The organism is Eisenbergiella massiliensis, from assembly GCF_003435485.1.
The window spans coordinates 110,132-132,922 of the sequence record NZ_QVLV01000012.1; the positions used below are offsets into that span (position 1 = coordinate 110,132).

General features: G+C 51.3%; 18 protein-coding genes. 4 read left to right on the top strand and 14 right to left on the bottom strand.

Features of this window, described 5'->3' with window-relative positions:
• Nucleotides 1–214: 214 nt before the first annotated feature.
• Entirely contained in the window at nt 215–1,681 is a 1,467-nt protein-coding gene (locus DXC51_RS17435; protein ID WP_117545038.1) for an arylsulfatase, read from the bottom strand.
• Between the two features lie 8 nt (nt 1,682–1,689).
• Nucleotides 1,690–2,151, bottom strand: a complete 462-nt coding sequence (locus tag DXC51_RS17440) for a thioesterase family protein (protein WP_330406292.1) — start codon at nt 2,149–2,151, stop codon at nt 1,690–1,692.
• 327 nt (nt 2,152–2,478) lie between these two features.
• Here DXC51_RS17440 and DXC51_RS17445 point away from each other — a divergent pair, with 327 nt between their 5' ends.
• Nucleotides 2,479–2,730, top strand: a complete 252-nt coding sequence (locus DXC51_RS17445; protein ID WP_021636440.1) for a FeoA family protein — start codon at nt 2,479–2,481, stop codon at nt 2,728–2,730.
• Nucleotides 2,720–4,903, top strand: a complete 2,184-nt coding sequence (gene feoB / locus DXC51_RS17450) for a ferrous iron transport protein B (RefSeq protein WP_117545039.1) — start codon at nt 2,720–2,722, stop codon at nt 4,901–4,903. The genes DXC51_RS17445 and feoB overlap by 11 nt, the downstream gene beginning before the upstream one ends.
• A 66-nt stretch (nt 4,904–4,969) precedes the next feature.
• Here feoB and DXC51_RS17455 read toward each other — a convergent pair whose 3' ends face one another.
• The 4 genes from DXC51_RS17455 to DXC51_RS17470 all read right to left on the bottom strand — a co-directional run bounded on the left by DXC51_RS17455 (nt 4,970) and on the right by DXC51_RS17470 (nt 7,669).
• Nucleotides 4,970–5,896, bottom strand: a complete 927-nt coding sequence (locus tag DXC51_RS17455; protein ID WP_117545040.1) for an AraC family transcriptional regulator — start codon at nt 5,894–5,896, stop codon at nt 4,970–4,972.
• A 128-nt stretch (nt 5,897–6,024) separates the two neighbouring features.
• Nucleotides 6,025–6,906, bottom strand: coding sequence for a hypothetical protein (locus tag DXC51_RS17460; protein WP_117545041.1), 882 nt, complete (start codon nt 6,904–6,906; stop codon nt 6,025–6,027).
• A 90-nt stretch (nt 6,907–6,996) separates the two neighbouring features.
• Nucleotides 6,997–7,452 carry a hypothetical protein gene (locus tag DXC51_RS17465; protein ID WP_117545042.1) on the bottom strand — a complete coding sequence of 152 codons (456 nt, stop codon included), beginning with the start codon at nt 7,450–7,452 and terminating at the stop codon, nt 6,997–6,999.
• On the bottom strand, nt 7,439–7,669 hold the full coding sequence (locus tag DXC51_RS17470) for a helix-turn-helix transcriptional regulator (protein ID WP_117545043.1): 231 nt from the start codon (nt 7,667–7,669) through the stop codon (nt 7,439–7,441). Before DXC51_RS17470 ends, DXC51_RS17465 begins: the two co-directional genes overlap by 14 nt.
• A gap of 754 nt (nt 7,670–8,423) precedes the next feature.
• Here DXC51_RS17470 and DXC51_RS17475 point away from each other — a divergent pair.
• The gene (locus tag DXC51_RS17475; protein WP_021637513.1) at nt 8,424–9,311 is read left to right on the top strand and encodes a fructose bisphosphate aldolase; all 888 of its coding nucleotides are present in this window, start codon (nt 8,424–8,426) and stop codon (nt 9,309–9,311) included.
• 136 nt (nt 9,312–9,447) lie between these two features.
• Here DXC51_RS17475 and DXC51_RS17480 read toward each other — a convergent pair whose 3' ends face one another.
• The 8 genes from DXC51_RS17480 to DXC51_RS17520 form a co-directional block, all read right to left on the bottom strand.
• A complete protein-coding gene (locus tag DXC51_RS17480; RefSeq protein ID WP_181970129.1) occupies nt 9,448–12,537 on the bottom strand; it encodes a beta-galactosidase, LacZ type in 3,090 nt (1,029 codons plus the stop codon).
• Nucleotides 12,538–13,109: 572 nt separating this feature from the next.
• Nucleotides 13,110–13,502: a hypothetical protein gene (locus tag DXC51_RS17490; RefSeq protein WP_117545046.1), complete on the bottom strand. Its 393-nt coding sequence runs from the start codon at nt 13,500–13,502 to the stop codon at nt 13,110–13,112.
• Between the two features lie 5 nt (nt 13,503–13,507).
• A complete protein-coding gene (locus tag DXC51_RS17495) occupies nt 13,508–15,397 on the bottom strand; it encodes an alpha-glucosidase (RefSeq protein ID WP_117545047.1) in 1,890 nt (629 codons plus the stop codon).
• Between the two features lie 3 nt (nt 15,398–15,400).
• The gene (locus DXC51_RS17500) at nt 15,401–16,786 is read right to left on the bottom strand and encodes a glycoside-pentoside-hexuronide (GPH):cation symporter (RefSeq protein ID WP_117545048.1); all 1,386 of its coding nucleotides are present in this window, start codon (nt 16,784–16,786) and stop codon (nt 15,401–15,403) included.
• Nucleotides 16,787–16,996: 210 nt separating this feature from the next.
• Nucleotides 16,997–17,137, bottom strand: coding sequence for a hypothetical protein (locus tag DXC51_RS17505; protein WP_021637521.1), 141 nt, complete (start codon nt 17,135–17,137; stop codon nt 16,997–16,999).
• A 28-nt stretch (nt 17,138–17,165) separates the two neighbouring features.
• A complete protein-coding gene (locus DXC51_RS17510) occupies nt 17,166–17,429 on the bottom strand; it encodes a DUF3795 domain-containing protein (protein WP_117545070.1) in 264 nt (87 codons plus the stop codon).
• A gap of 67 nt (nt 17,430–17,496) precedes the next feature.
• Nucleotides 17,497–18,024 (bottom strand): PadR family transcriptional regulator, encoded by a 528-nt coding sequence (locus tag DXC51_RS17515; protein WP_021637523.1) that lies wholly within the window; start codon nt 18,022–18,024, stop codon nt 17,497–17,499.
• A gap of 311 nt (nt 18,025–18,335) precedes the next feature.
• Complete coding sequence (locus DXC51_RS17520; protein WP_117545049.1) at nt 18,336–19,139, bottom strand: Rpn family recombination-promoting nuclease/putative transposase; 804 nt, start codon at nt 19,137–19,139, stop codon at nt 18,336–18,338.
• 308 nt (nt 19,140–19,447) lie between these two features.
• Here DXC51_RS17520 and carB point away from each other — a divergent pair, with 308 nt between their 5' ends.
• Nucleotides 19,448–22,672: a carbamoyl-phosphate synthase large subunit gene (gene carB, locus DXC51_RS17525; RefSeq protein ID WP_117545050.1), complete on the top strand. Its 3,225-nt coding sequence runs from the start codon at nt 19,448–19,450 to the stop codon at nt 22,670–22,672.
• Nucleotides 22,673–22,791 lie beyond the last annotated feature (119 nt).

The window sequence follows — 22,791 nt, forward strand, 5'->3', positions numbered from 1 at the left end:
GTGGATAGGGGCGGCAACCGGCCGGATAGCCGAACGGTTGCCAAAAGCGGCCTTAAACGCAGGATTTACTGAGATTTAATGTATCATTTTCTTGTTGGGTTGTCAATTCATAACTGTCTGGCGGATTCCCTGATGTGTGTCTGACAGATTCCCTGGCAACAGGTTCCATCCTCCTGACAGTTCAGCCTGCGGCTGTCCTGTAAACCACAACAGCCTATTTTCCTTTGGTCAGCCAGACGATCGGCTCGCATCCGGTTACCAGCCTTCCCTCCCGGACAAAGCCTTCCTCTCTGTCCTGAAGCTCCTGGATCAGCAGGCCGCGCAGCGCCTCCACCCTTTCCTTTGCTGTCTCGCTGCCGATGAGATTATGCAGCTCTTCCGGGTCCTCCGCAATCCAGAAATACTGCTCTTCTCCGGTCTGGGAGTACCAGATATATTTTTCGTCCCTGGTGATGATCCAGTGGCTGGACGCTTCGCCAAGCGTATGCTCTCCATGCAGGTATTCCCTCACTTCAGGGGTCCCGCTTTCCTTCAGCGCCGTATTCCAAAGGCTGATTCCCTCCACGCTGTCGGGGATTTGTACGCCTGCCGCCTCCAGCACCGTTGGCATCACATCCCGAAGCTCCACTACATCCGTCTTCACACTGCCGGGTTTTTCCGGCCGGAAGCCGCCGCCTGAAACAAGGAAGGGCACACGGCTGCTGCCCTGATAAGCACGGCTCTTGCGGAACAGATGATGATCCCCCAATAGCTCGCCGTGGTCGGAGACAAAAAGGATAATTGTATCGTCATACAGCTTATTTTCCACAAGCGCCTGGATCAGCCGCCCGATCTGATGATCCAGATGGGTGATGCAGGCATAATAGCCAATCTGCATTTCCCGTACAAGCTCCGGATCCAGCGGGCCGGTATCCGAATCAAAAATCCTGCCCCTGGCGCGAAGCGCCTCTTCGTCACACCAGTCTCCCACCACCGGAGGCGTCAGCTCTTTGTTCCTGTACATATCAAAATAGCACTGGGGCGCATCAAACGGCGGATGGGGCCTTAAATAAGAGGTGAAAAGGAAAAACGGCATATCCGGATCCCTGCGGCGCAGAAAATCGATGGAGCGGTCCGTCACCCAGTTGGTGGGGTGGTATTTCTCCTCATAAATCCAGGGTCTTGCCACCCAGGAATTGCATTCCAGGCCGGTGTCGGTCACATCACAGTCGATGCCCTTCTCCTGCTTGAGCCAATGGAAATAATCATCCGCCTGCTTCTGGTTCTCCCGGTAAGGGATTTCCGGATCCCTGTAATAATGAAGATAACCGTCGTGCAGCTCCACATGGCAGAAGCCCAGATAATTTCTCAGGGGATCCACATGCATTTTCCCCACACACTGTGTATAATAACCGGCCTTCGTCAGTTCTCCCGCCATAGTGTGCGGATACTCCCAGCGGATGCCGTCCGCATAGCCCACTCTTCTGTGGGATTCCTGCGTCAGTCCCGTATGCAGCGCCGCCCTGGCAGGCACACAGGAGGGGCAGGCCGAATAGGCATTTTCAAACCGCACCCCTTTGGACGCCAGTGTGTCCAGATAAGGGGTCTTCACATCCGGATGCCCCGCGCAGCCCATACAGTCTCCCCGCAGCTGATCCGTCATCAGCAGCACAATATTCTTTCTTTTTTGTTCCCTTCCCATCCTCTTTTTTACTCCTTTCCCTTCTCAGGCTTCCTCTTTGCATCCGCCTTTTCCTGAAAACGCTGCGCCTGAATCAGAACCCGTTCATGCTCTCCGGTTCCAATCAGGCCGGCTTCATCGTACGCCTCCACATGAAACGTCAGTTTTCTTCCCTCCACCTGGGTTAAGCAGCTTTTACACCACACCTTCATGCCCACCGGCGTCGCCGCCACATGCCTGACGGACAGCGAAATTCCCACCGTGTCCTCTCCTTCTCCAAGCAGCCCGGCGGCACTTTTCCAACAGGCCTTTTCCATAAGCGCGCACATCACCGGCGTGGCCAGCACCCGCAGTCCCCCGCTTCCCGCAGCAAGCGCCGTATCCTCCATGGTTACCACCAGCTCCTGATACCCTTCTGTTCCTGCTTCCAGCATCCTCGTCCCTCTTTTCTTTCCTTTTTGTAACGGTTCTCTTCCTTCACATTTTCCCATTACCTGTCCTATCTACTACTTTATCGTACTTCTGTCAAAATGCCAACCCCCACCCGTCCGTTTTCCTGGCACAATCGATCCGGTTATCGCCCCCTATGCACGCATTTTTTTATACGGCATATATTAAACTGGAATGATACGTCGGGGCCTGTCAGCAGTCCGCCTGAGAACGTATTTGAAAATTGTTTTCTAACGGCGGTATACTGCGTTTTGCAGTCTTTTTTGCGAAAGCTCCGATTAACGCAAAAAACGCTGCTGCCGTGCACGTTATAGAAGGAATGGATTTTCAAATGCGCTCCGGCCCCGGCGGAATGAAGGAGGCAACGAATGACAGACCTTTTTTCTCTGACCCGGCTGGAACCCGGGTACTCTGCCAGAATCAGCGGTCTTAACGCCTGTGGGGAAATGCGCAGACGTCTTCAGGATATCGGTTTTATTCCGGGAACAGCGGTGACCTGTCTCCAGAGAAGCCCTCTGGGCGATCCCACCGCCTACCGGATACGCGGCACAGTCATTGCCCTGCGCAGGGAAGATGCAAAGAATATCCTTCTGGCAAAGGAGGCGTCTCATGAAAAGTAAAGCGGCAGCACTGACCCTGCAGCAGACCTGTCTTTCTCCTGCGCAGGAAAAAACGCAGCAAAAGGTCATCGCCCTGGCGGGAAATCCCAATGTGGGAAAAAGCACTATTTTCAACGCCCTTACCGGCATGAAGCAGCATACGGGCAACTGGCCGGGCAAAACCGTGGTCAATGCCCGGGGGACCTGCACCTTTCATGATAATACTTATACCCTGGTGGACATCCCGGGCTGTTATTCCCTCATGGCACACTCCGCAGAGGAGGAGGTAGCGCGGGATTTCATATGTTTCGGGGAGCCGGACGCCGTGATTGTTGTCTGCGATGCCACCTGCCTGGAACGGAACCTGAATCTGGTGCTGCAGATTATGGAAGCCGGCAGGCCCGTCCTTCTGTGCGTCAACCTGCTGGACGAAGCCCGTAAAAAGAAAATCCGGCTGGATCTTTCCCTGCTTTCCTTCCGTCTGCGGCTTCCCGTTGCCGGCACTACGGCCCGAAGCAGCAGGGGACTTGATGAGCTTCTGGATGAACTGGAGCAGATGCTCTTTTCCTCGCCCCTTTCCGGCCGTTCCAGCGCCCTGCCTGAAGCGTCCACTCCACGGGTAGTCTATCCGGAATACATTGAGGAAGCCTTGTCCCTCCTCGTCCCACGGCTGAAAAGGATCTGCAGCGCTTCCGGAAAAAAGCTCCCCTCCGCCCGTTTTATAGGCGCCCGTCTGCTGGACGCCAACGAAAGCCTGCAGGCTTCGCTGAAAAATTATCTGGGCTTTGATCCGGCTGCCATTCCGGAAATTTCAGGCACGCTGGAGGAGATACGCCAGATGCTTGAGGATCGTGGCATCAGCAGGGAGCAGCTCCATGATGATCTGGCTTCCGCCTTTGTCCGGACGGCAGAACGGGTCTGCAAGGGCGTTGTATTTTACCCGGATGAGGACTGTGATAAAAAAGACCGGAAGCTGGATCGCATATTCACCAGCAGGCTTACAGGCTTCCCCATCATGCTGCTTGGGCTGCTTGGGATTTTCTGGCTTACCATAACCGGGGCGAATTATCCCTCCGCCCTGCTGTCACGGCTGCTGTTCGGGCTGGAGGACCGGCTGGCCCTGCTCTTTTCCCTGGCGGGCGTTCCTGCAGTGCTGACGGATGTGTTGCTTCACGGTGTTTACCGTGTTATGGCCTGGGTCATTTCCGTCATGCTGCCGCCCATGGCTATTTTTTTCCCGCTTTTTACATTATTGGAGGATTTCGGTTACCTTCCCAGAGTGGCTTTTAACCTGGATCGGTGCTTCCAAAGCTGCTCTGCCTGCGGGAAACAGGCGCTTACCATGTGCATGGGCTTCGGCTGCAACGCGGCGGGCGTCACCGGCTGCAGGATTATCGATTCGCCCAGGGAACGGCTTATCGCCATCATCACCAATAATTTTGTCCCCTGCAACGGCCGTTTTCCCACCATGCTGTCCATCATCACGCTTTTCCTCATCGGCGGGGCGGGCGGGCTGACCGGCTCTCTGCTTGGCGCGTGCATCCTGGTGGCGCTCATTGTGCTGGGCGTCCTGATGACCTTCCTCGTCTCCAGGCTGCTTTCCGCCACCATACTGAAGGGCGTCCCCTCTTCCTTCACTCTGGAAATGCCGCCCTACCGCAGGCCCCAGATCCTGAAGGTGATTGTGCGCAGCATTGTTGACCGGACGCTGAAGGTGCTGGGAAGGGCCGTAATTTCCGCCGCGCCTGCCGGGCTGCTCATCTGGGTGCTGGCCAATGTGCCGCTTTCCGGACAGACCACGCTGCTTACGGCGCTCACCGGCTTTCTTGATCCCTTCGCCCGGCGGCTTGGCATGGACGGCTGTATCCTCACCGGTTTTCTTCTGGGGCTTCCGGCCAATGAAATCGTAGTTCCCATCATTATTATGACCTATATGGCCAGGGGGAGTCTGCTGGAAGTGGAGGGAGTACAGCTGATGCAGCTATTTACCGCCAACGGCTGGACCTGGATTACGGCGGTAAGCACCCTTCTTTTTTCCCTGATGCACTGGCCCTGCGCCACCACCCTCCTTACGATCCGAAAGGAATCGGGGAGCTTGAAATGGACGCTGCTTTCCTTTCTTGTACCAACTGTTTGCGGAATTATACTCTGCTTCCTGTTCACCACCGCCGCCCTTTTTCTTTTTCCCGCCTGAGGGGACGGTGCTGCTAAAGAAGTCAAAAACGCCTGCCGGAGAAATTGCCGGCAGGCGTTTTTAAGACTATTCCGTTTTTTCTTCCCTGTCTGTAATAAGCTTCATCCAGATTTCCATGCTCGTTGTTTCCATGGTATGGCTGACATAAAGCTCGGCGCAGAAGCCTTCCGTCTGCAGTCCGTGGCCGGGAAGCCACACCCCGTAAACGTAATTCAGCGCCTTGTAAAGAGCATCCGTCACAAGCATCATGAAATTTTCCGCCTCAAAGGAACACACGACATACTCCCCTGCGGGAAGCTCCCACTGCGAATATCCTGAAGCCGCAGCGTCCGGCCGGATTCTTGCGCCCGCAAAATAACGGAAAAACCCTTCCTCACTGCAGGGCAGCGTAACCCCGGCTTCCTCTCCGCTCTCCATAAGGCCCGGTATTTTATCCTTTGCCTCATGCAGGTCGTCCCACAGCTGTCCAAGGGGATCCACTCCGGAGTCGCATCCGATGCCGTCCAGGAAGGCAACCGGCATTTTCTTTTCAAAGCCCGCATATCTGACGGCTTCTTCCGTCTGTTCTCTTTTTACCTCAATGACAATCCCCTCCGTTACCAGGGGAACCCCTTCCCCCACCAATACATAATTCAGGGAAAGCTCCGGTTTGGTCATGCGGTTTAAGGTTGTCGGATTACGGCGGTATTCCTCCGGCGTCATGCCGAAGGTTTCCTTAAACGTCCTGGTGAAATGTTCATGTGAGGTAAAGCCAAGCTCCAGGGCAATATCCAAAATGCGGCTGTCCTTCTGCAACAGCGCCTCCGTCGCCTTACCCATGCGGCGGAGCTTAATGTACTCACCCACCGGCTTTTTTACCAACCGCTTAAACAGTCTCTGGTAATAAAAAGGTGACAGTGAGGCCATTTCTGCCAGATTATCTATGGCAAGCTCCTCTCCCAGATGCTTATCAATATAGTCAACCGTCTGCTGTATCTGTTCCCAAGCGTACATTTTTTGTCCCTCCTTTTTTTATTACCATACCATACCTGTACTACAGCCGCTTGACTGTCTCTGCCCTTTTTGTAATCTGTGGCAGGGGGATTTTTCCAGCGGTTTGTCCAGTTGGCGCAAACAGTATTTTACAGCCTGTCAGATCGGTGTTTTTGCAGCACATACGCCAGGGCAAGGAAGAGCAGCCCTGCGGCAGACAGTATCCCGCCGCAGAATAACAGAGGCGTCAGCGTAATCTCCACCGTTCTTCCCAGAATCCGGTTGGTCAGGAAACGGGCTGATGATGAAATGGCAAAGGGTATGGCCGCTCCGGTAAGCAGGCCTGCGGCTATGCTGTCCCAGGCCAGCAGGCGGAGCCCTGCAGACCATCCCCTGCAGGCCCAGAATACGGCGGCGGCACCTGCAAAAAGAAACAGGAACGCAACAGCCTTTGCCTGAAAAGAAGTCAACGCGGCATACAGCCGCAGCGGGCCGTTTACCGGCAGATAAACGTCGCCAAGTATACCGGCTGCGACCGTCTTAAGACCGTCCGCTATTATATTAACCTGAATTTCTATCCCATCCTCCAGTACCGTCTTTTGTTCCTCTGTCAGAAGCTCTCCCATTTCCTTTATCACTTCCGAGTAAATACCCTCCTTCAGTTCTTCCACCGTTTTATCCATCAGAAATATGGCAGCTTCATTTCCGGTCCTTCCGGCTGCTTCTGCCATTTCCGCGCTTTTTGCAGTCTCTTCCATTACCGCCTCTTCAGCCATGGCATCCAGGAGATCGCCGGTCAGCCTTTGCAGCGCAGCGCTGTCCGTAATCCCCTTCTCTATGGCCTCCATCTGTCCATAGGTCACTTCCGGCCAGACCCTGTATACCTCGTCCAGTACTCTGGAGGATACTGCACGCCCCACAATCACGTTATTAATCGTAAATGTACATAACGGCCCGGCGGAAATGCAAAGGCAGAAAAAAATTACCGCCGTCATATACACAAAGCTTCCAAACACTCTGAGCGCCCTCATCTGATTTCTCCTTTCACTTCTTACATGGGAAACACACAAAAGCATCACATCTCAGCTGCCATCCGACGCAGCATTCTCCTCTCCCCGCGCCTATCTGCGGCTGAAAAAGAAGTATGCCGCCGCCTTCAGGACAACCGTAAGCCCCAGTATGGTGATTGCCGTATAAAAGGCCGCCATGTTGAATAATGCGGCTGTCACAGTGATAAACAGCAGAGATAATAACAGGATATCCACTATGATCCCTCCGCTTTTATCATGCAGATACTGATTTCTTTCGTCCTGCTCCATGCGCAGATGTTCCTTTAAAAGCATTCTGTTTTTCAGCAGCTTTTTATTTCGGACAATTCTGTAAGCCACATAAATAAGGCCCCCGAAAAAAACAAAACTGCTGAACTGCTTCGCCAGGCCGGTCATAATCCTGGAATCCCCGCCGCCCAGTTCCGCCACCGTTACCATATAAACCAGCATCGCAGCTAAAACCATCCACAAAATACGGATACGCCATTTAATTTTATCCGTATAGCTTAATTTCTTACAATTCCTCATACTTTTGATCCTCCAGCCTTTTGTTTTCTTCCAGGCAGCATAAATCCTCCACTGTTACATGAAAAACCTCCGCTATCCGATATGCCAGCATTAAGGACGGGCTGTACTGTTCCTTCTCAATGGATATGATTGTCCTTGCCGAAACGTGAACCAATTCGGCAAGCTGCTGCTGGGTAATCCCGGATGCGGTTCGCAGCTCTTTCACCTTCGTTTTCATTATCAGCCTCCCTTTATTCATATGAAGTGTACTTCACGTGAAGTTAACTTCATATTACTATATTTCATAAAATATCACAAGACATTTTGAAATTCATTGTGAAGGAACCAGGATAAATGCATCAGCGTCGGCGCCGTCCTTCCTGCCATCCGATGCGGCTGCAATCGGCTGTCTTTCTTCCTCTTATTCCTAATAATTTATAAAATCTTTCGTGTTTTTTTTATTTTTTCTTATGAATGTGTACATAGTTTTGTCACATTTGTAGGGTATGATTATAACAAATTGATGGGAACACGGAATTGTGTCAGTCAGGCTTATGGATGCGGTTCTGTTGCTCAATTATATTATAAAAAAAAGTGAAGGTCCCGTACTTGCGGGGCCTTCCGCTATTTTTGCGGTTTTGGCGGCAGCTTTGGAGCGGACGCACATCGGTTCTGCCGGAGCCGGACGCGCCCCGGACATTGGCGGCTTTTGGAATGTTTTGGCGTAAAGGCGTGAACTTACGATTTAGCCCGCCATAAATAATGGAAAATGAATGGGCTTTCTGGCAAAACGCCTTGGATTTTTTTGTGGAATTTGCTGATATTTTGTGGCGTTTTTGCGGATATGGCAGTATAATATAACTATAGAGAAACTTGTTGATTTTGATTAGCAGTTGTGGTGAAGGACGCATCGGCTGAATATATGCGGATGGCTGATCGTAGAGGCCGGGACGTGAAATTTGCCGGAATTCTGCAGAAAAGGGGGAGCATATATGAATCAGGAACAATTTGAACGGATGCACAAGGGAAACGGTTTTATCGCGGCACTGGATCAGAGCGGCGGGAGCACGCCGAAGGCTCTCCGGCTCTATGGTATTCCGGATGAAGCCTATCACAGCGATAAGGAGATGTTCGACCTTATCCATGAGATGAGGACCAGGATTATGACAAGCCCAGCTTTCACTTCCGAACATATTCTGGGGGCAATTCTTTTTGAGAACACGATGGAACGGCAGATTGACGGGAAGTTTACCGCAGATTACCTGTGGGAAGAGAAAGGGATTCTGCCGATTCTGAAGGTGGACAAGGGACTTGCGGAACAGGAATACGGCGTCCGGATGATGAAGCCTATCCACAATCTGGAGGAACTGCTGGAACGGGCGAAGGAAAGGCATATTTTCGGAACGAAAATGCGGTCTGTTATCAAAGCGGCCGATCCTTACGGAATTAAAAAAATCGTGGACCAGCAGTTTGAAATTGGCTGCCGTATTGCCGATGCCGGACTGGTTCCGATTCTTGAGCCTGAGGTGGATATCTTCATTCCCGACAAGGAGGCGGCGGAAAATCTGCTGAAAAAGGAGCTGCTGGCGCATTTAAGCACGCTGGCTCCGGATACGAAGCTGATGTTTAAGCTTTCGATACCCAGCATAGATGATTTTTATGCAGAGCTGATTGACGATCCTCATGTGGTGCGTGTTGTGGCGCTGTCCGGCGGTTACAGCCAGGTGGAAGCCAATCAGCGGCTGGCAAGGAATCACCGGCTGATCGCAAGCTTTTCCAGGGCGCTTACCGCAGGGCTTTTGAAGCAGCAGACGGACGAAGAATTCAATGCGGTGCTGAAACGCTCCATTGATGAGATTTATAAAGCCTCCATGACCTGAGTCCTGAAGGGGCTGCGGCCCAAACAGTATTGAGTCAGCTTGCATGATGTATAATTTCACAGAAACGGCCGCCTGCGGAAGCTCTGATGTTACCATCGCTTCCGGGGCGGCCGTTTTTTACTGCGTTAACGCTTTTTTATTCCGGTTTTACTTCAAATACAAAATGATACGTTCCGTCGCCTTTGATGCGGAATTCTTCATGTGCCCTGGCATTGAGGCTCCAGGTGTCGTCTCCGCCAACGCCGGTCTGGCGGTAATTTATTCGTACCACCGTCTTATCGGAAGGGAGCAGATCCTTCTGATGTGCGGCAAGCTCCATTTCCTCCGGGGTATAGGGAAGGACATTCGCTTCCACCTCCGGGATTCCGGTAAAGGTCAGGCTTGCTCCGCAGCGGCTCATTACGGTAAGCCTCCTGACGCCTGTCATGTTGCCGCATTCCTGAGGCATCAGATAAGGCACCATGCGATCCGTCACTTTGGAACGGTAGGTTCCTACAAAGGCGGAGCTGTTCCTGTCAATGTAGTTTTCGTGTTCTCCCCTGCCGTGCCATTCAAAACGGTCAAAGCTTTCCGGAAGGGTAAACAGCAGGCCTGCCTCCGGTATATCAGGCAGATTTTCCCCGCCCTTATATGTGTTGTCAAACAGAATGCTGCCATCCGGACGTATGGTGATTTTCGTTTCCATCACTGCCTGGGATGTAGTGGGCAGGATGAATTTCATCTCCACCTCCACAGCCTCGCCGCTAACCTTTCCCTGATTGGTCCATTTGGCGGCATTCGCACCGGCATATCTCCATATCATGGAACGGTAGGACTGTTTGCTTCCACGGTCATTGTCCGTACTCGCTCTCCAGAAATTGCATTCCAGGGGCGCCTTCAGGTATTCCTTTCCGCCTCTGCGGATGCTGTAGAAATCTCCGCTTCGTTTGGAAAAACGGTATTCGAAATCACTGCCTGTAATTATCAGGGTGCCGAAATTCTCCGTTACTCTCAGGCTGCTTCCTTCCTTCTTTTCCGTAAGAAGGCTTTCCCTGCTGCCGGTAATAAACTGTCCCTTTGCAACAGCATAGCCGGCTCTGGCCCAGGCCGTATCCTCCTTCAGCTGCGCTTCCATATTCAGGAAGGCCTCCAGACAGGCTCTTCCTGCTTCCTTCCATTTTTTCAGTTCTCCGGCAAAAGGAAGGCGTACCTTAACGGTTTCCCCGGGCGCGCATTTAACGTCCACACTTCCCTGAGCGCAGGAAACCTCGTCAAGAACCAGCGTCCACACAAAACGATAAGCGGATAAATCCGTAAACAGGCTCCTGTTGCAGATTGTCACCTCGCCGGTCTCCCAGTCGGCATCAGCGAATTTCATATTCTGATAGCAGATTCTCGTTTCCTTAATCTTGGGAGTTTCCGTCCTGTCCGCAAACATCAGGCCGTTTCCGCAGAAAATCCCATCCGTATAGCCTTCTCCAAAATCACCGCCGTAGCCCAGGTAATCCTTACCATTCTTGTCCTTTGTCAAAATCGCCTGATCCACGAAATCCCAGATAAAGCCGCCCTGAAGCTTAGAATATTTTTCGAAAGCCTCCGTATATTTGATAAGGCTGCCGCAGGAATTTCCCATGGCATGCGCATATTCACAGAGGATAGCGGGCTTCTCCGGATTAGTATCTTCATATTTCACCCATTGCTCCACCGGGGTGTACATGGTGGAAATCATATCCGTCACATCCTCATACCCCTGGCAGTGGCACTGGCCTTCATAATGGACAAGCCTGGTACTGTCATGGGTGCGGAGGAAATCAGCCATTTTACGGAAGTTCGTTCCGCAGAAGGACTCATTTCCCAGGGACCATATGAGCACCGAAGGATGATTTCTGTCCCTGTAATACATATCCGCCACTCTGTCAAGGACCGCTCCCGTCCAGCGGGGATTGCTTCCCGGAAGCATGTCGGGCTGCTCCTCTTCGGGTACGCCGTAGGTCCAGCTGCCGTGGGTTTCCAGATTGGTTTCATCGATTACATAAAGACCATATTCATCACACAGCTCGTACCAATAAGGATGGTTGGGATAATGGGAGGTGCGGACAGCGTTGATATTGTTGCGTTTCATCGCCAGCACGTCCTTAAGCATGGCTTCCCTCGTAATGGCCCTTCCGAATTCAGCGCCGAACTCATGCCTGTTTGCGCCCTTGAAAACAATCCTCTTGTTATTCAGCATCATCAGGCCGTCCTTTAATTCAAAGGTACGGAATCCGCAGCGTGCCGCCAGAATTGTTTCCTCTCCTTCATTCTCCAGATACAGCACTACGGTATAAAGCACAGGAGATTCCGCACTCCACTGCCAGGGTGTCTCCACCTGCAGGGAAAATGCAGCTTTTCCGTCCTTTACCCCTGTCTCGGGAGAATCCAGCAGCTGTCTGCCCTTGGGACTGTAAAGCTCCAGCCGTACCCTGCAGCCGTCCGCCTTCCCTTCCAGCGCCGCTTCCACATTCAGGATACCGTCCTGGTAATTCTCATCCAGCAGGGCATCCACTTTCCAGTCACCAATATGTACTTCAGGCAGGGTATACAGGGCCACATCCCTGAAAATACCTGACAGACGCCAGAAATCCTGATCCTCCAGCCAGCTGCCGTCACACCAGCGCAGCACCTTCACCACCAGCTGGTTTTCCCCGTCAACCGCATAATCGGTAATATCATACTCCGCGGGAGTAAAAGAACCCTCGCTGTAGCCCACGAAGCTTCCGTTCACATACACCTCGCCGCAGGATTCAATGCCTTCAAAACGAAGGTACATCCTCTCTCCGTCTTTTTTCTCTGCAAAAAAGGAACGTTCATAAATCCCCACCGGGTTATAAACTCTGGGGATTTCCGGCGGCATGATATCTTCCGTCATTTCCCAGGGATACTTTACATTCACATACTGCGGATAATCATACCCCTCCATCTGCCAGTTTGCCGGCACCCGGATATGTCCCCAGTTATGTGTATCCATTACCATTTCCAGTCCTTCCGGATATGCGGCGTCGCACTGATCCGGATTCTCAAAATAACGGAACTTCCAGATTCCGTTCAAATCTGTCACCCTTCTGGCAGCCTTATTCCATGAAAGGGCATCCTCCAGAGAAGGAAAAGGGATAATGTCACTGTGAGGCGCTCTCTTATTGATCCGGAAACACTCCGGATTCTGCTCCCAGGGCATAAACCCGTTTTCTTGTAAAAGCTTGCTGTTCATCGTAAATATTTCCTCCATTTTTTTATATGCTGCAGTATGAAGCATTTCCTAAAGGAAAACTTCATACACACATATCCTAATACTAAATAATAAAAGATCCTAAACCATTTGAAAATGTAAAATCTTGCAGTTTATTTGTCTTTTTCTGACCGGTTTATATTTATGTGGAGGGGGGAAACGTCCCGGTTCCGGTTCCATCCGCCCTTTGCCCGCGCAGGCTGCGGCCGGGCTTCCTTTTCCCGGGCCGGCGGGGGCGTGTTTTCGGCTCCATTGGAAAAAACGGAGATGTTTCTTACCGATCCCCAGGGCCGGGCTTCTGCCGCCCTTAGCGGCCTGTCTGACGACGCAGCAGGCCTCAAAACCTTTTCACGCGCCGCAGCTTCCAGGGCCGCTGCGGAGGAGTTTTGGCCGCGTTGGCAGATGCCCGGTATTGGGGAACGGTTAGAAACACCCTGTTTTTGAGACTGGAACTGAAAACACGCCCCACCGGCCCGGGAAAAGGAAGCCCGGCCGCAGCCTGCGCGGACAAAGGGCGGATGGATCCGGAGCCGGGACGTTTCCACCTCCCCCGCTCAACGGACCAGGGTTCTTTCGTTGATGATTTCTACTATGATGACGATAATTCCCACCATGACGGGAGGCAGAATCAGCGGGGCATAGCCGGTGGTGAGGATAAGGCCGGCTACCGCCAGGCAATAAAGGAAGTACATGGCCAGGGGAATGCGTAAAAGGTGGTGCCATTGGCGGCGCATTCCCCGGATGCAGAGGAGGAAGCAGGCCAAAAGCAACGCAGCTATTATGAGAAAATAAGCTGCAATCCATACGGCCGGCAGGATGGCGTCTGTAAAATAGGCGCTTTGTTTACCAGTGAAAAGGCGGACGCTTTCCAACGCGATAAATAAAAAGGAAAGGAGTAATATCACCGGGCTGGAGACATTGCTTTTCTTATCCATATGCTTATCCATGTCAGTCACCTTCCTTCCGGCGCTTTGGCGGAACCCTCACCGCAAACGGCAGCTTCCTTTTTAAAGCGGTAAAGGCAGGCCTCATAAGGCTGCATCCTGCTCCCTATCCGGCTATAGTTGGAAAGCAAGGGGCAAAAGCCCTCCGGGCGGGGCGGGCGCTTTCTCTGCTTTTCGCTGAGATTACATTCCACATAAAAAGCCTCGTTGCCCAGTTCACGGAACCAGGCGAAGAAATTTTTCTTCTCCTTATGGACAATCCTGACTTCCCCGTAAACAAGCGCGGGATATTTTTTCCGCAGGGCTATCAGTTTTTTATAAAAATAATAAATGGATTCTCTGTCGTTTTTCTGACGGCATACCTCCTGCCAGTCCATCATAAGCCTGGCATGATCGCGGGTCCCTGCAAGGATCCGGCGCAGTGCCTCCTCTTCGCCAATGGTGCGGCAGAATTCTTCATACAGGTTCCGGCTCTCCACATCCTGAATCTGTGATATATCCGTAAACGACCCGTTGATTGCTCCCAGTTCCTGCCCCTGATAGATAAAAGGCGTTCCCCGCAGCGTAAACTGGATCATTCCCAGGAGCTTGCCGATGGCAAAGCGGTACTCCGGGTCTTCGTTTATTTTTGATATCATCCGGGGATTGTCATGGTTTTCAAAAAAGAGCGACATCCAGCAGCCGCTTCCATAACCCTCCATCCATTCCGTATAATACTGCTTCAGGTAGTTCAGATCGTAGCGATAGTCGTCAAAACGGGTATGTCCCGGCGTTTCCAGATGATCAAAGGAGAAAATCATGTCCAGCTCATGCCTGTCCTCCCCGGTAAGAAGCCTGGCCATCTGCATTCCCACCCCCGGCGTCTCCCCCACGGAAAAAGCGTCGGTAGTGTCAAACGCCTTACAACGCAGCTCCCGCAGATAATCATGAAGATGGGAGCCGTAAAAATAATGCTCAATTCCCACATAGCCCATCATTTTTCCCACGCTTTCATTGCCGTAGGGAAGCCCTTCCTCCTTGGAAATATAGTTGATAACATCCAGGCGGAAGCCGTCCACGCCCTTTTCCAGCCACCATTTTACCATGGAAATGATTTCGGAGCGAAGCTTTGGATTATCCCAGTTTAAATCCATCTGTTTTTTGGAAAAAAGATGCAGCGCCCATTCGTCATTCTGCGGAATATAGCGCCAGGCATCCCCGTATTTTCCCTGACCGAAAAAGGACGTCCAGTTATTCGGCTCCCTTCCGTCCTCATTTTCCCGGAAAATATAGTAATCATGGCAGGGGCTGTAAGGATCCCTTACCGCCTCCCGGAACCATTCATGCTCGTCTGAGGTATGGTTAACCACCAAATCCATAATCAGCCGCATTCCCCTCTGGTGCAGACCGGAAAGCAGGGCGTCAAACTCCTCCATGGTGCCGAATTCCTTCATTATCTTATGATAATCCCGGATATCATAGCCGTTGTCGTCGTTGGGCGAATCATAGATCGGCGACAGCCAGACAGCGTCCGCCCCCAGCGTATGCAGGTAATCCAGTTTTCCGATAATTCCCTTCAAATCACCGATTCCGTCGCCGTTCGTATCACAGAAGCTGCGGGGATAGATCTGGTAAAAAACGGCTTCCTTCCACCACTTTTTAATAAGCTCCCCATCTCCCCCGTCCGGACGGTCCTGTTCGCTGTTGAGCAGATGCAGAAAGGTCTGCCAGAAGGCATCATCCAGCATTTTTTTCGTCAGTACGGACAGAGCCTGCAAGGACAGGGAGCCGGTCAGCCGGCTGGTAAGAAGCTTATCCTGCATACCTGCCTGCAGAAGGATTTTTTTCAGGATGTCGTGTCCGACGGGGTGGGCGTATACCTCTCTCAAGCTGCTTTTCATTGTAATTTCGTGATACATGGTTCACTCTCCTTCCCCGATTCTGAGATCGCCTCTCTCCTTTAAGTCCTTCAGAATCTGTTCATAAAGCTTTCGGTCAATTTTATACTTTTTCAGGTAAAGCAGGAAACCCGCCACAATGCAAATCAACGGGAAAACCATCATGGCCGTTTTCATCATCAGCAGGCCTTCGGCCGTTACATCCGCCGCGCTCTGCGCCTCCTTGATGCCGGACAGGATGACCGTGGCGCTTACCACGCCGGAGGAAACCGCGCCGCCCATTTTATTGATAAACGGCTGGAGTGAGAAGGTGACGCTGTCATTTCTGCGTCCCGATTTCCAGAACCCGTATTCCACCGTATCCGCCAGAAACATGAGCATCATCAGCTGGATAAATGCCTGCCCCACGAAGAGCAGAACGCCGGCGATTCCGATAAAGAGCATGGTATCAAGCGGCGCAAAGAAAAAGATGAGATAGCCGGCCACCACCAGTGCGGTGGCAAAGGCATAGAGCGTCTTCCGCTCGAAGAACCTGCTGATCCAGGGGAACACCACCAGCGCGGCGATCTGGGAAACGCCAAGAATCAGCGCAAAAACAGAATACATCCCCTCATCCCCATAGGCATATTTGAAAAAATAAAGGCCGAAACTGGTGGTTGTGGTATAGCCAATCATGAACAGCGCCATGGAAATTGCTGTGTAAAGAAGCTGGTCGTTTTTGAAAATCACCTGCAGCAGCTCCCGCAGGCTGGTATGCTTATTTTTCACCACCAGCTCCCTTGGCTCACGCACTCCGACAAGAGTGACACACTGGCCCGCCCACATCACGGCCACCACCAGGAATGAAAAGGCAAAGTAGCCCTTTTGCATGCTTCCCATGGCATTTCCAAAGGCAGTGGTAATAGGCACAATCCCCGCAACCACGAAAAACAGGCCTATATTGGCGCAAATCCTGGCAACGGATCCGATTTGCTCCCGCTCCTTCTGCTCCAGGCTCAGGGAAGGCAGCATGGACCAGTAGGAAATGTCATTCGCAGTATAGGCCAGTCCCCAGGCCACATAAATCAGGGCAAATACGGCGATATAGGCCGCTCCCTGCAGTCCGAAATCAGTAAAGAGCAGGACGGTCAGCATTCCTGAAAGTAATGCGCCCAGTGCGATCCAGGGCTTGAATTTCCCATATTTTGTGTCCGTATTATCCACAATCACGCCCATAATCGGATCGTTTAACGCATCAAAAATACGGGCACAAAGAACGATTGCCGTGATCCACCAAAGTGTGGATGTGGGCAGTTCAATAATGTCCGTAAGATAATAAATCAGATACATGCTCACCATGGAATAGACCATATCCCTGCCTATGGTCCCTAATCCAAAGGTATACTTGTTGCGTTTTCCATTTTGCTTCACGTAAGCCCCTCCCTTTTGCGCACCCGACGTTCTTCCTGCTTTTGCCGCGCTCCTGCACTGCCCGCGGAAATGACGAGCCGGTATTACCGCCGGCTCGTCCGTCCTCTTTAGCTGTTATCTTTATTATGCCCCAGTACGACGCCAGTTGCAACCGAATCCTGCAGTAACTGTGAAGGGACTGAACAATTACCTTTGTCTCTGCAGCACAGTCTACGGCCGCCCGGCATCACCTACATTTCCGCTGTAGCTTCCTGCTGCCGGCTCCTCTAAAGGAAGCCAGACCAGAATCCGTTTGATATAACGGTTCCAGAAATCCCATTCGTGGGCTCCGGGTCCTTCCTCATAGATCACAGGCAGCCCTTTTTCACAAAGAGTGCCATTACTTCTCCTCCTCCGCCCATTTTCTGCACTGCTCAATTTTAATTGTGGGATCAAAGCCCTGATCCACGCCCATGCTGCTTAAAACCTCACAGGGAAACTCCTCACACTCCCCACAGTGGTTCAATCCTCTTTCCTGGCAGCAGCTTTTCACCTGGCATTCTCCGCCCCAGAACGGTTTTTCCATGGTCAGACAGCCGGTACAGTGAACGGCCTCTTTTCTTTCACAGCTGTTGCAGCATACGCCGCATCTTGATTCGTACATACCTTCTCCTCTCCATCCGCTGATGCGGACCTGCACGTTTTTTACGCCGCTGCTTATCACAGCGGCCTCATTTTTTCTTCAGATACTCCTTTTCAAAGCCGGTAAGCCAGCGCTCCATTGCCTCCGTCATTTCCAGCTGCTGCTGCAGTATGGTCCGCCCTGTCAGCGGAATATGCTGTCTTTCACCGCTTTTTACCTCGATGGTTTCCTTCAGATCGCTGATTCCGTCATGTATTCCTTCCAGAAGCTCCTTTCTCTTTTCCTCCGGCATAAAATCCAGGTTCATGATCACCGCATTGAAATTCAGGAAAATACTCACGGTTTCCCGCGCTGTTTTTTCCATCAGGTCCATAAAAAAATGTTCGCCCTCCGGCGTTATCCGGTAGACGCTTTTCTCCGGCATATTTCCCTCCCGGACAAGCTCCGCCTCCAGATATCCCTTCTCCTCCAGCTGGATAACCTTCTTGTATATGGAAGGCGTGCTGATTTTTACCCAGCGGGATATGTTCCTGTACTCTACATTTTTCTGGAGTTCATAAGCGCTTTGCGGCTGCTGCTTAATCATTCCCAGAACTATCAGATCTATGGCTGCCATGTAACACCTCCTTTTCCTATAAATTAGTGTAGTATATTTTATAGTATATGTCAACTATTGAAGTGGAAATCCGTATGCTGTTGCCTGAATATAAAAAAGAAAGACGTAATAATTATAAAAGGATAAAACTGATCTAAAAAAGAATAAAAAGAAAAAAATATTTCCCGCCCGGCAGGCCGTTATCTGAATTTATTATATATTGGAAAATTTGAAATCAGGCACATAAAATACCTGAACAGACCGGCAGTATAACCCCCGGTCCGCTAAAGACGCTGCCCGGACGGGCAGCTGAGAAGAATAGAATTATTGAATTATATATGATATTCCCTGAACAGCTCTTCCCGCAGCTTTTCATCTGTTTCCAGCAACTGGATTTCATCGCTCCGGTTATCCTGAAGCATGGCGCGCACCAAAGCCAGCATCCTTTTTTCACCGGCAAACTGCCCTTCCTCACGTTCCTTAGAAAGCAGCTCCTCAAACTTCATATACCTCGCCCTCCATTCCCGGCTTGCCTTCAGTTCCTTCACCTTCCGGTGAATCCTGTCAAGCTTCCGATCATTGTACAATGCCGCACATTCATCCGTAGTATTTTCCACATAGGCCAGAAAATGCAGCAGTTCCTCTGATACATCCTTTTTTGTCCGTCCCCTGGTATTCAGAAATATTTTTTTCGTTCCGTCTCCCAGGCTGTTTCCTGTTTCCGTGCAGGTATTTTCAAAACGATAACGATACAGTCCCTCGTCAAAAGGATCAAAGGTACACAGAAATATAACATAGCTCAATCCCAGCAGATCCACATCATCCCCCGGCTTCAGAGCGGCTACGTCCATCTGGGACTGGTAATATCGGCTGCGCTTTGGCAGACTTTCGCCTCCATTCTCCATTTCCAGATCGTACTCTACCTCCAGGCAGTCCCTGGCATAAACATCAAGACGCACGCTCCTGAAATCGGAACTGAACAAAATACTCTGTTCACTCTGCACATTCACCGCTTCCACAGGTTCTCCTGTCAAAATCTCCAGCACCAGCCGGCAGACCTCTGCGTCATTCATCACCGCTGCGAACAGGAAGGCATTGCTCAGATTTAACTCCTGAAACTTATCTCTTGCTTTCATCTTTACTCCTGACTGATAACAGAAGCCGTCAGGAAATATTCTTTTCCTGATTTTCAGTATAATAAAACATTATTGTTTTAGCAACTATTTTTTATCACTTTATTTTCTTTTTATAATTCATAAAAAATATGATTTGCCTTTTGGTGATTTTCCTATATAATATACTGCAAAGGGAAATTACTGCAGAACGGGCGGAAGGGATCAGATGGTTCTTTCCATTTCGGTCTGCGTACAGATGCGTAAAAGCTGGCGCCGTTTTCCCGCCTGATACTAGGGCTGCGGATTTTCTGCAGCAGAATGGAGGAAATATGTCACAAAGAACAGACATTCACAAAGTACTTATCATCGGTTCCGGTCCGATCATCATCGGTCAGGCCTGCGAATTTGACTATTCCGGAACCCAGGCATGTAAAGCACTCAAGAAACTGGGTTATGAAATCGTACTCGTTAATTCCAATCCTGCAACCATTATGACCGATCCGGAAACAGCCGATGTTACTTACATCGAACCGCTGAATGTGGAACGGCTGGAGCAGATTATCGCCAAGGAAAGGCCCGACGCCCTGCTGCCCAACCTGGGCGGACAGTCCGGACTGAACCTGTGCGCGGAGCTGAACAAAGCCGGCGTTCTGGAAAAATATAACGTTCAGGTTATCGGCGTCCAGGTGGATGCCATCGAACGCGGCGAAGACCGTATCGAATTCAAAAAAGCCATGAACGAGCTGGGCATTGAAATGGCCCGCAGCGAGGTTGCCTACAGCGTGGAAGAGGCGCTGTCCATTGCGGATCGTCTTGGCTATCCCGTAGTACTCCGTCCCGCTTATACCATGGGCGGCGCAGGCGGCGGACTCGTTTACAACGTGGACGAGCTGAAAACAGTATGCGCAAGAGGCCTCCAGGCAAGCCTGGTGGGACAGGTTCTTGTGGAAGAATCCATTCTCGGCTGGGAAGAGCTGGAGCTGGAAATTGTCAGGGACTGTGAAAACAACATGATCACCGTCTGCTTTATTGAGAATATCGATCCCCTCGGCGTGCATACCGGCGATTCTTTCTGTTCCGCCCCTATGCTCACCATTTCTGAGGAATGTCAGAAGCGTCTGCAGGAGCAGGCTTATAAAATCGTTGAAAGCGTTCAGGTTATCGGCGGCACCAACGTACAGTTTGCCCATGATCCGGAAACCGACCGCATCGTTGTTATCGAAATCAATCCCCGTACCTCCCGTTCCTCCGCTCTGGCTTCCAAGGCTACCGGCTTCCCTATCGCCCTCGTTTCCGCCATGCTGGCCTGCGGCCTCACCCTGAAGGACATCCCCTGCGGAAAATACGGGACTCTGGACAAATATGTGCCTGACGGAGACTATGTGGTAATCAAGTTCGCCCGCTGGGCCTTTGAAAAATTCAAAGGCGTGGAAGACAAGCTGGGTACGCAGATGCGTGCGGTAGGCGAAGTCATGAGCATCGGCAAGAACTACAAGGAAGCCTTCCAGAAAGCCATCCGCAGCCTGGAAACCGGCCGCTACGGCCTGGGCCATGCGAAGGATTTTGACAGCAAAACAAAGGAACAGCTCCTCTCCATGCTGATTACGCCCTCCAGTGAACGTCATTTTATCATGTATGAAGCGCTCCGCAAGGGTGCCACCATTGATGAAATCCATGACATTACCAAGGTAAAAACCTACTTTATACAGCAGATGAAGGAACTGGTGGAAGAAGAAGAGACGCTCGCCGCCCATAAAGGCAGCCTTCCTGCCGATGACCGCCTGATTGCTGCAAAGAAGGATGGCTTCTCCGACAAATACTTAAGCCAGATCCTTGAAATCCCGGAAGACGATATCCGGAACCGCCGTATTGCGCTGGGTGTGGAGGAAGCCTGGGAAGGTGTCCATGTAAGCGGCACTGCCGACAGCGCCTACTACTACTCCACCTACAACGCGGAGGATAAGAATCCCATCTCCAACGACAAGCCCAAGGTTATGATTCTCGGCGGCGGCCCCAACCGTATCGGACAGGGCATCGAATTCGACTACTGCTGCGTTCATGCCTCACTGGCCCTGAAAAAGCTGGGCTTTGAAACTATCATCGTTAACTGTAACCCTGAAACTGTTTCCACCGACTACGACACCTCCGACAAGCTGTATTTTGAACCGCTGACCCTGGAGGATGTACTGAGTATCTATAAAAAAGAAAAACCGGTGGGCGTTATCGCACAGTTCGGCGGACAGACGCCTCTGAATCTTGCAAATGAACTGGAAAAGAACGGTGTGAAAATTCTCGGCACCTCCCCTTCCGTTATCGATCTGGCAGAGGATCGCGACCTGTTCCGCGCCATGATGGAAAAACTGGAAATCCCCATGCCGGAATCAGGAATGGCAACCACCGTGGAAGAAGCGCTTGAGATTGCAAACCGGATTGGCTATCCTGTAATGGTCCGCCCTTCCTATGTTTTAGGTGGACGCGGTATGGAAGTGGTTTACGATGATGAAAGCATGGCGGGCTATATGAAGGCCGCAGTCGGCGTTACTCCCGACCGCCCCATCCTCATCGACCGTTTCCTGAATCATGCCATGGAATGTGAAGCGGATGCCATCAGCGACGGGACACATGCCTTTGTTCCTGCGGTTATGGAGCATATTGAGCTGGCAGGCGTGCATTCCGGAGACTCTGCCTGCATTATCCCTTCCGTACACATTTCCGAGGAAAATGTGAAAACAATCAAGGATTATACAAGAAGGATTGCGGAAGAAATGCATGTAAAAGGCCTGATGAACATGCAGTATGCCATCGAAAACGGCAGAGTTTATGTGCTGGAGGCCAATCCCCGCGCATCCCGTACCGTGCCGTTAGTATCCAAGGTATGCAATATCCGTATGGTGCCCCTTGCCATTGATATCATCACTGCAGAGCTTACCGGCAAGCCCTCCCCCATTTCCGGATTGAAGGAGCAGCATATCCCTTACTACGGTGTAAAGGAAGCGGTATTCCCCTTCAATATGTTCCCGGAGGTCGATCCGGTTCTCGGACCGGAAATGCGCTCCACCGGCGAAGTTTTAGGTCTGTCCACCTACTATGGAGAAGCGTTCTATAAAGCGCAGGAAGCAACCCAGTCCCGTCTTCCCCTGGAAGGCACCGTTCTGATTTCCGTAAACAGAAAGGACAAGGCCGAGGTGGTTGAGGTGGCAAAGGCATTTGCTGAAGCAGGCTTTAAAATCATCGCAACGGAAAATACCTGCAATCTCATCAGAGAAGCAGGCATTGAAGCGGAAAGGGTTAACAAGCTCTATGAGGGCAGGCCGAATATCCTCGACCTCATTACCAACGGTAAAATACAGCTGGTTGTAAACTCTCCTGTCGGCAAGGAAAGCATGCATGACGACAGCTATTTAAGGAAAGCCGCCATCAAAGCAAAAATTCCTTACATGACCACCATTGCCGCCGCACGCGCTACCGCAAAGGGAATCAAGTATGTGAAGGAACACGGCAACGGGGAAGTAAAATCCATTCAGGAGCTGCACAGTGAAATCAGCAGCAAATAATGGTAACAGCTACTGATAAAAAGTATCTGTACCGTTTTAATACAGTTAAGTAAAAGTGCAACAAGGCCGCGGCCGGGGTAAGCCGCGGAAATAAAAGCCGCAGGAAATTCCCGATTTCC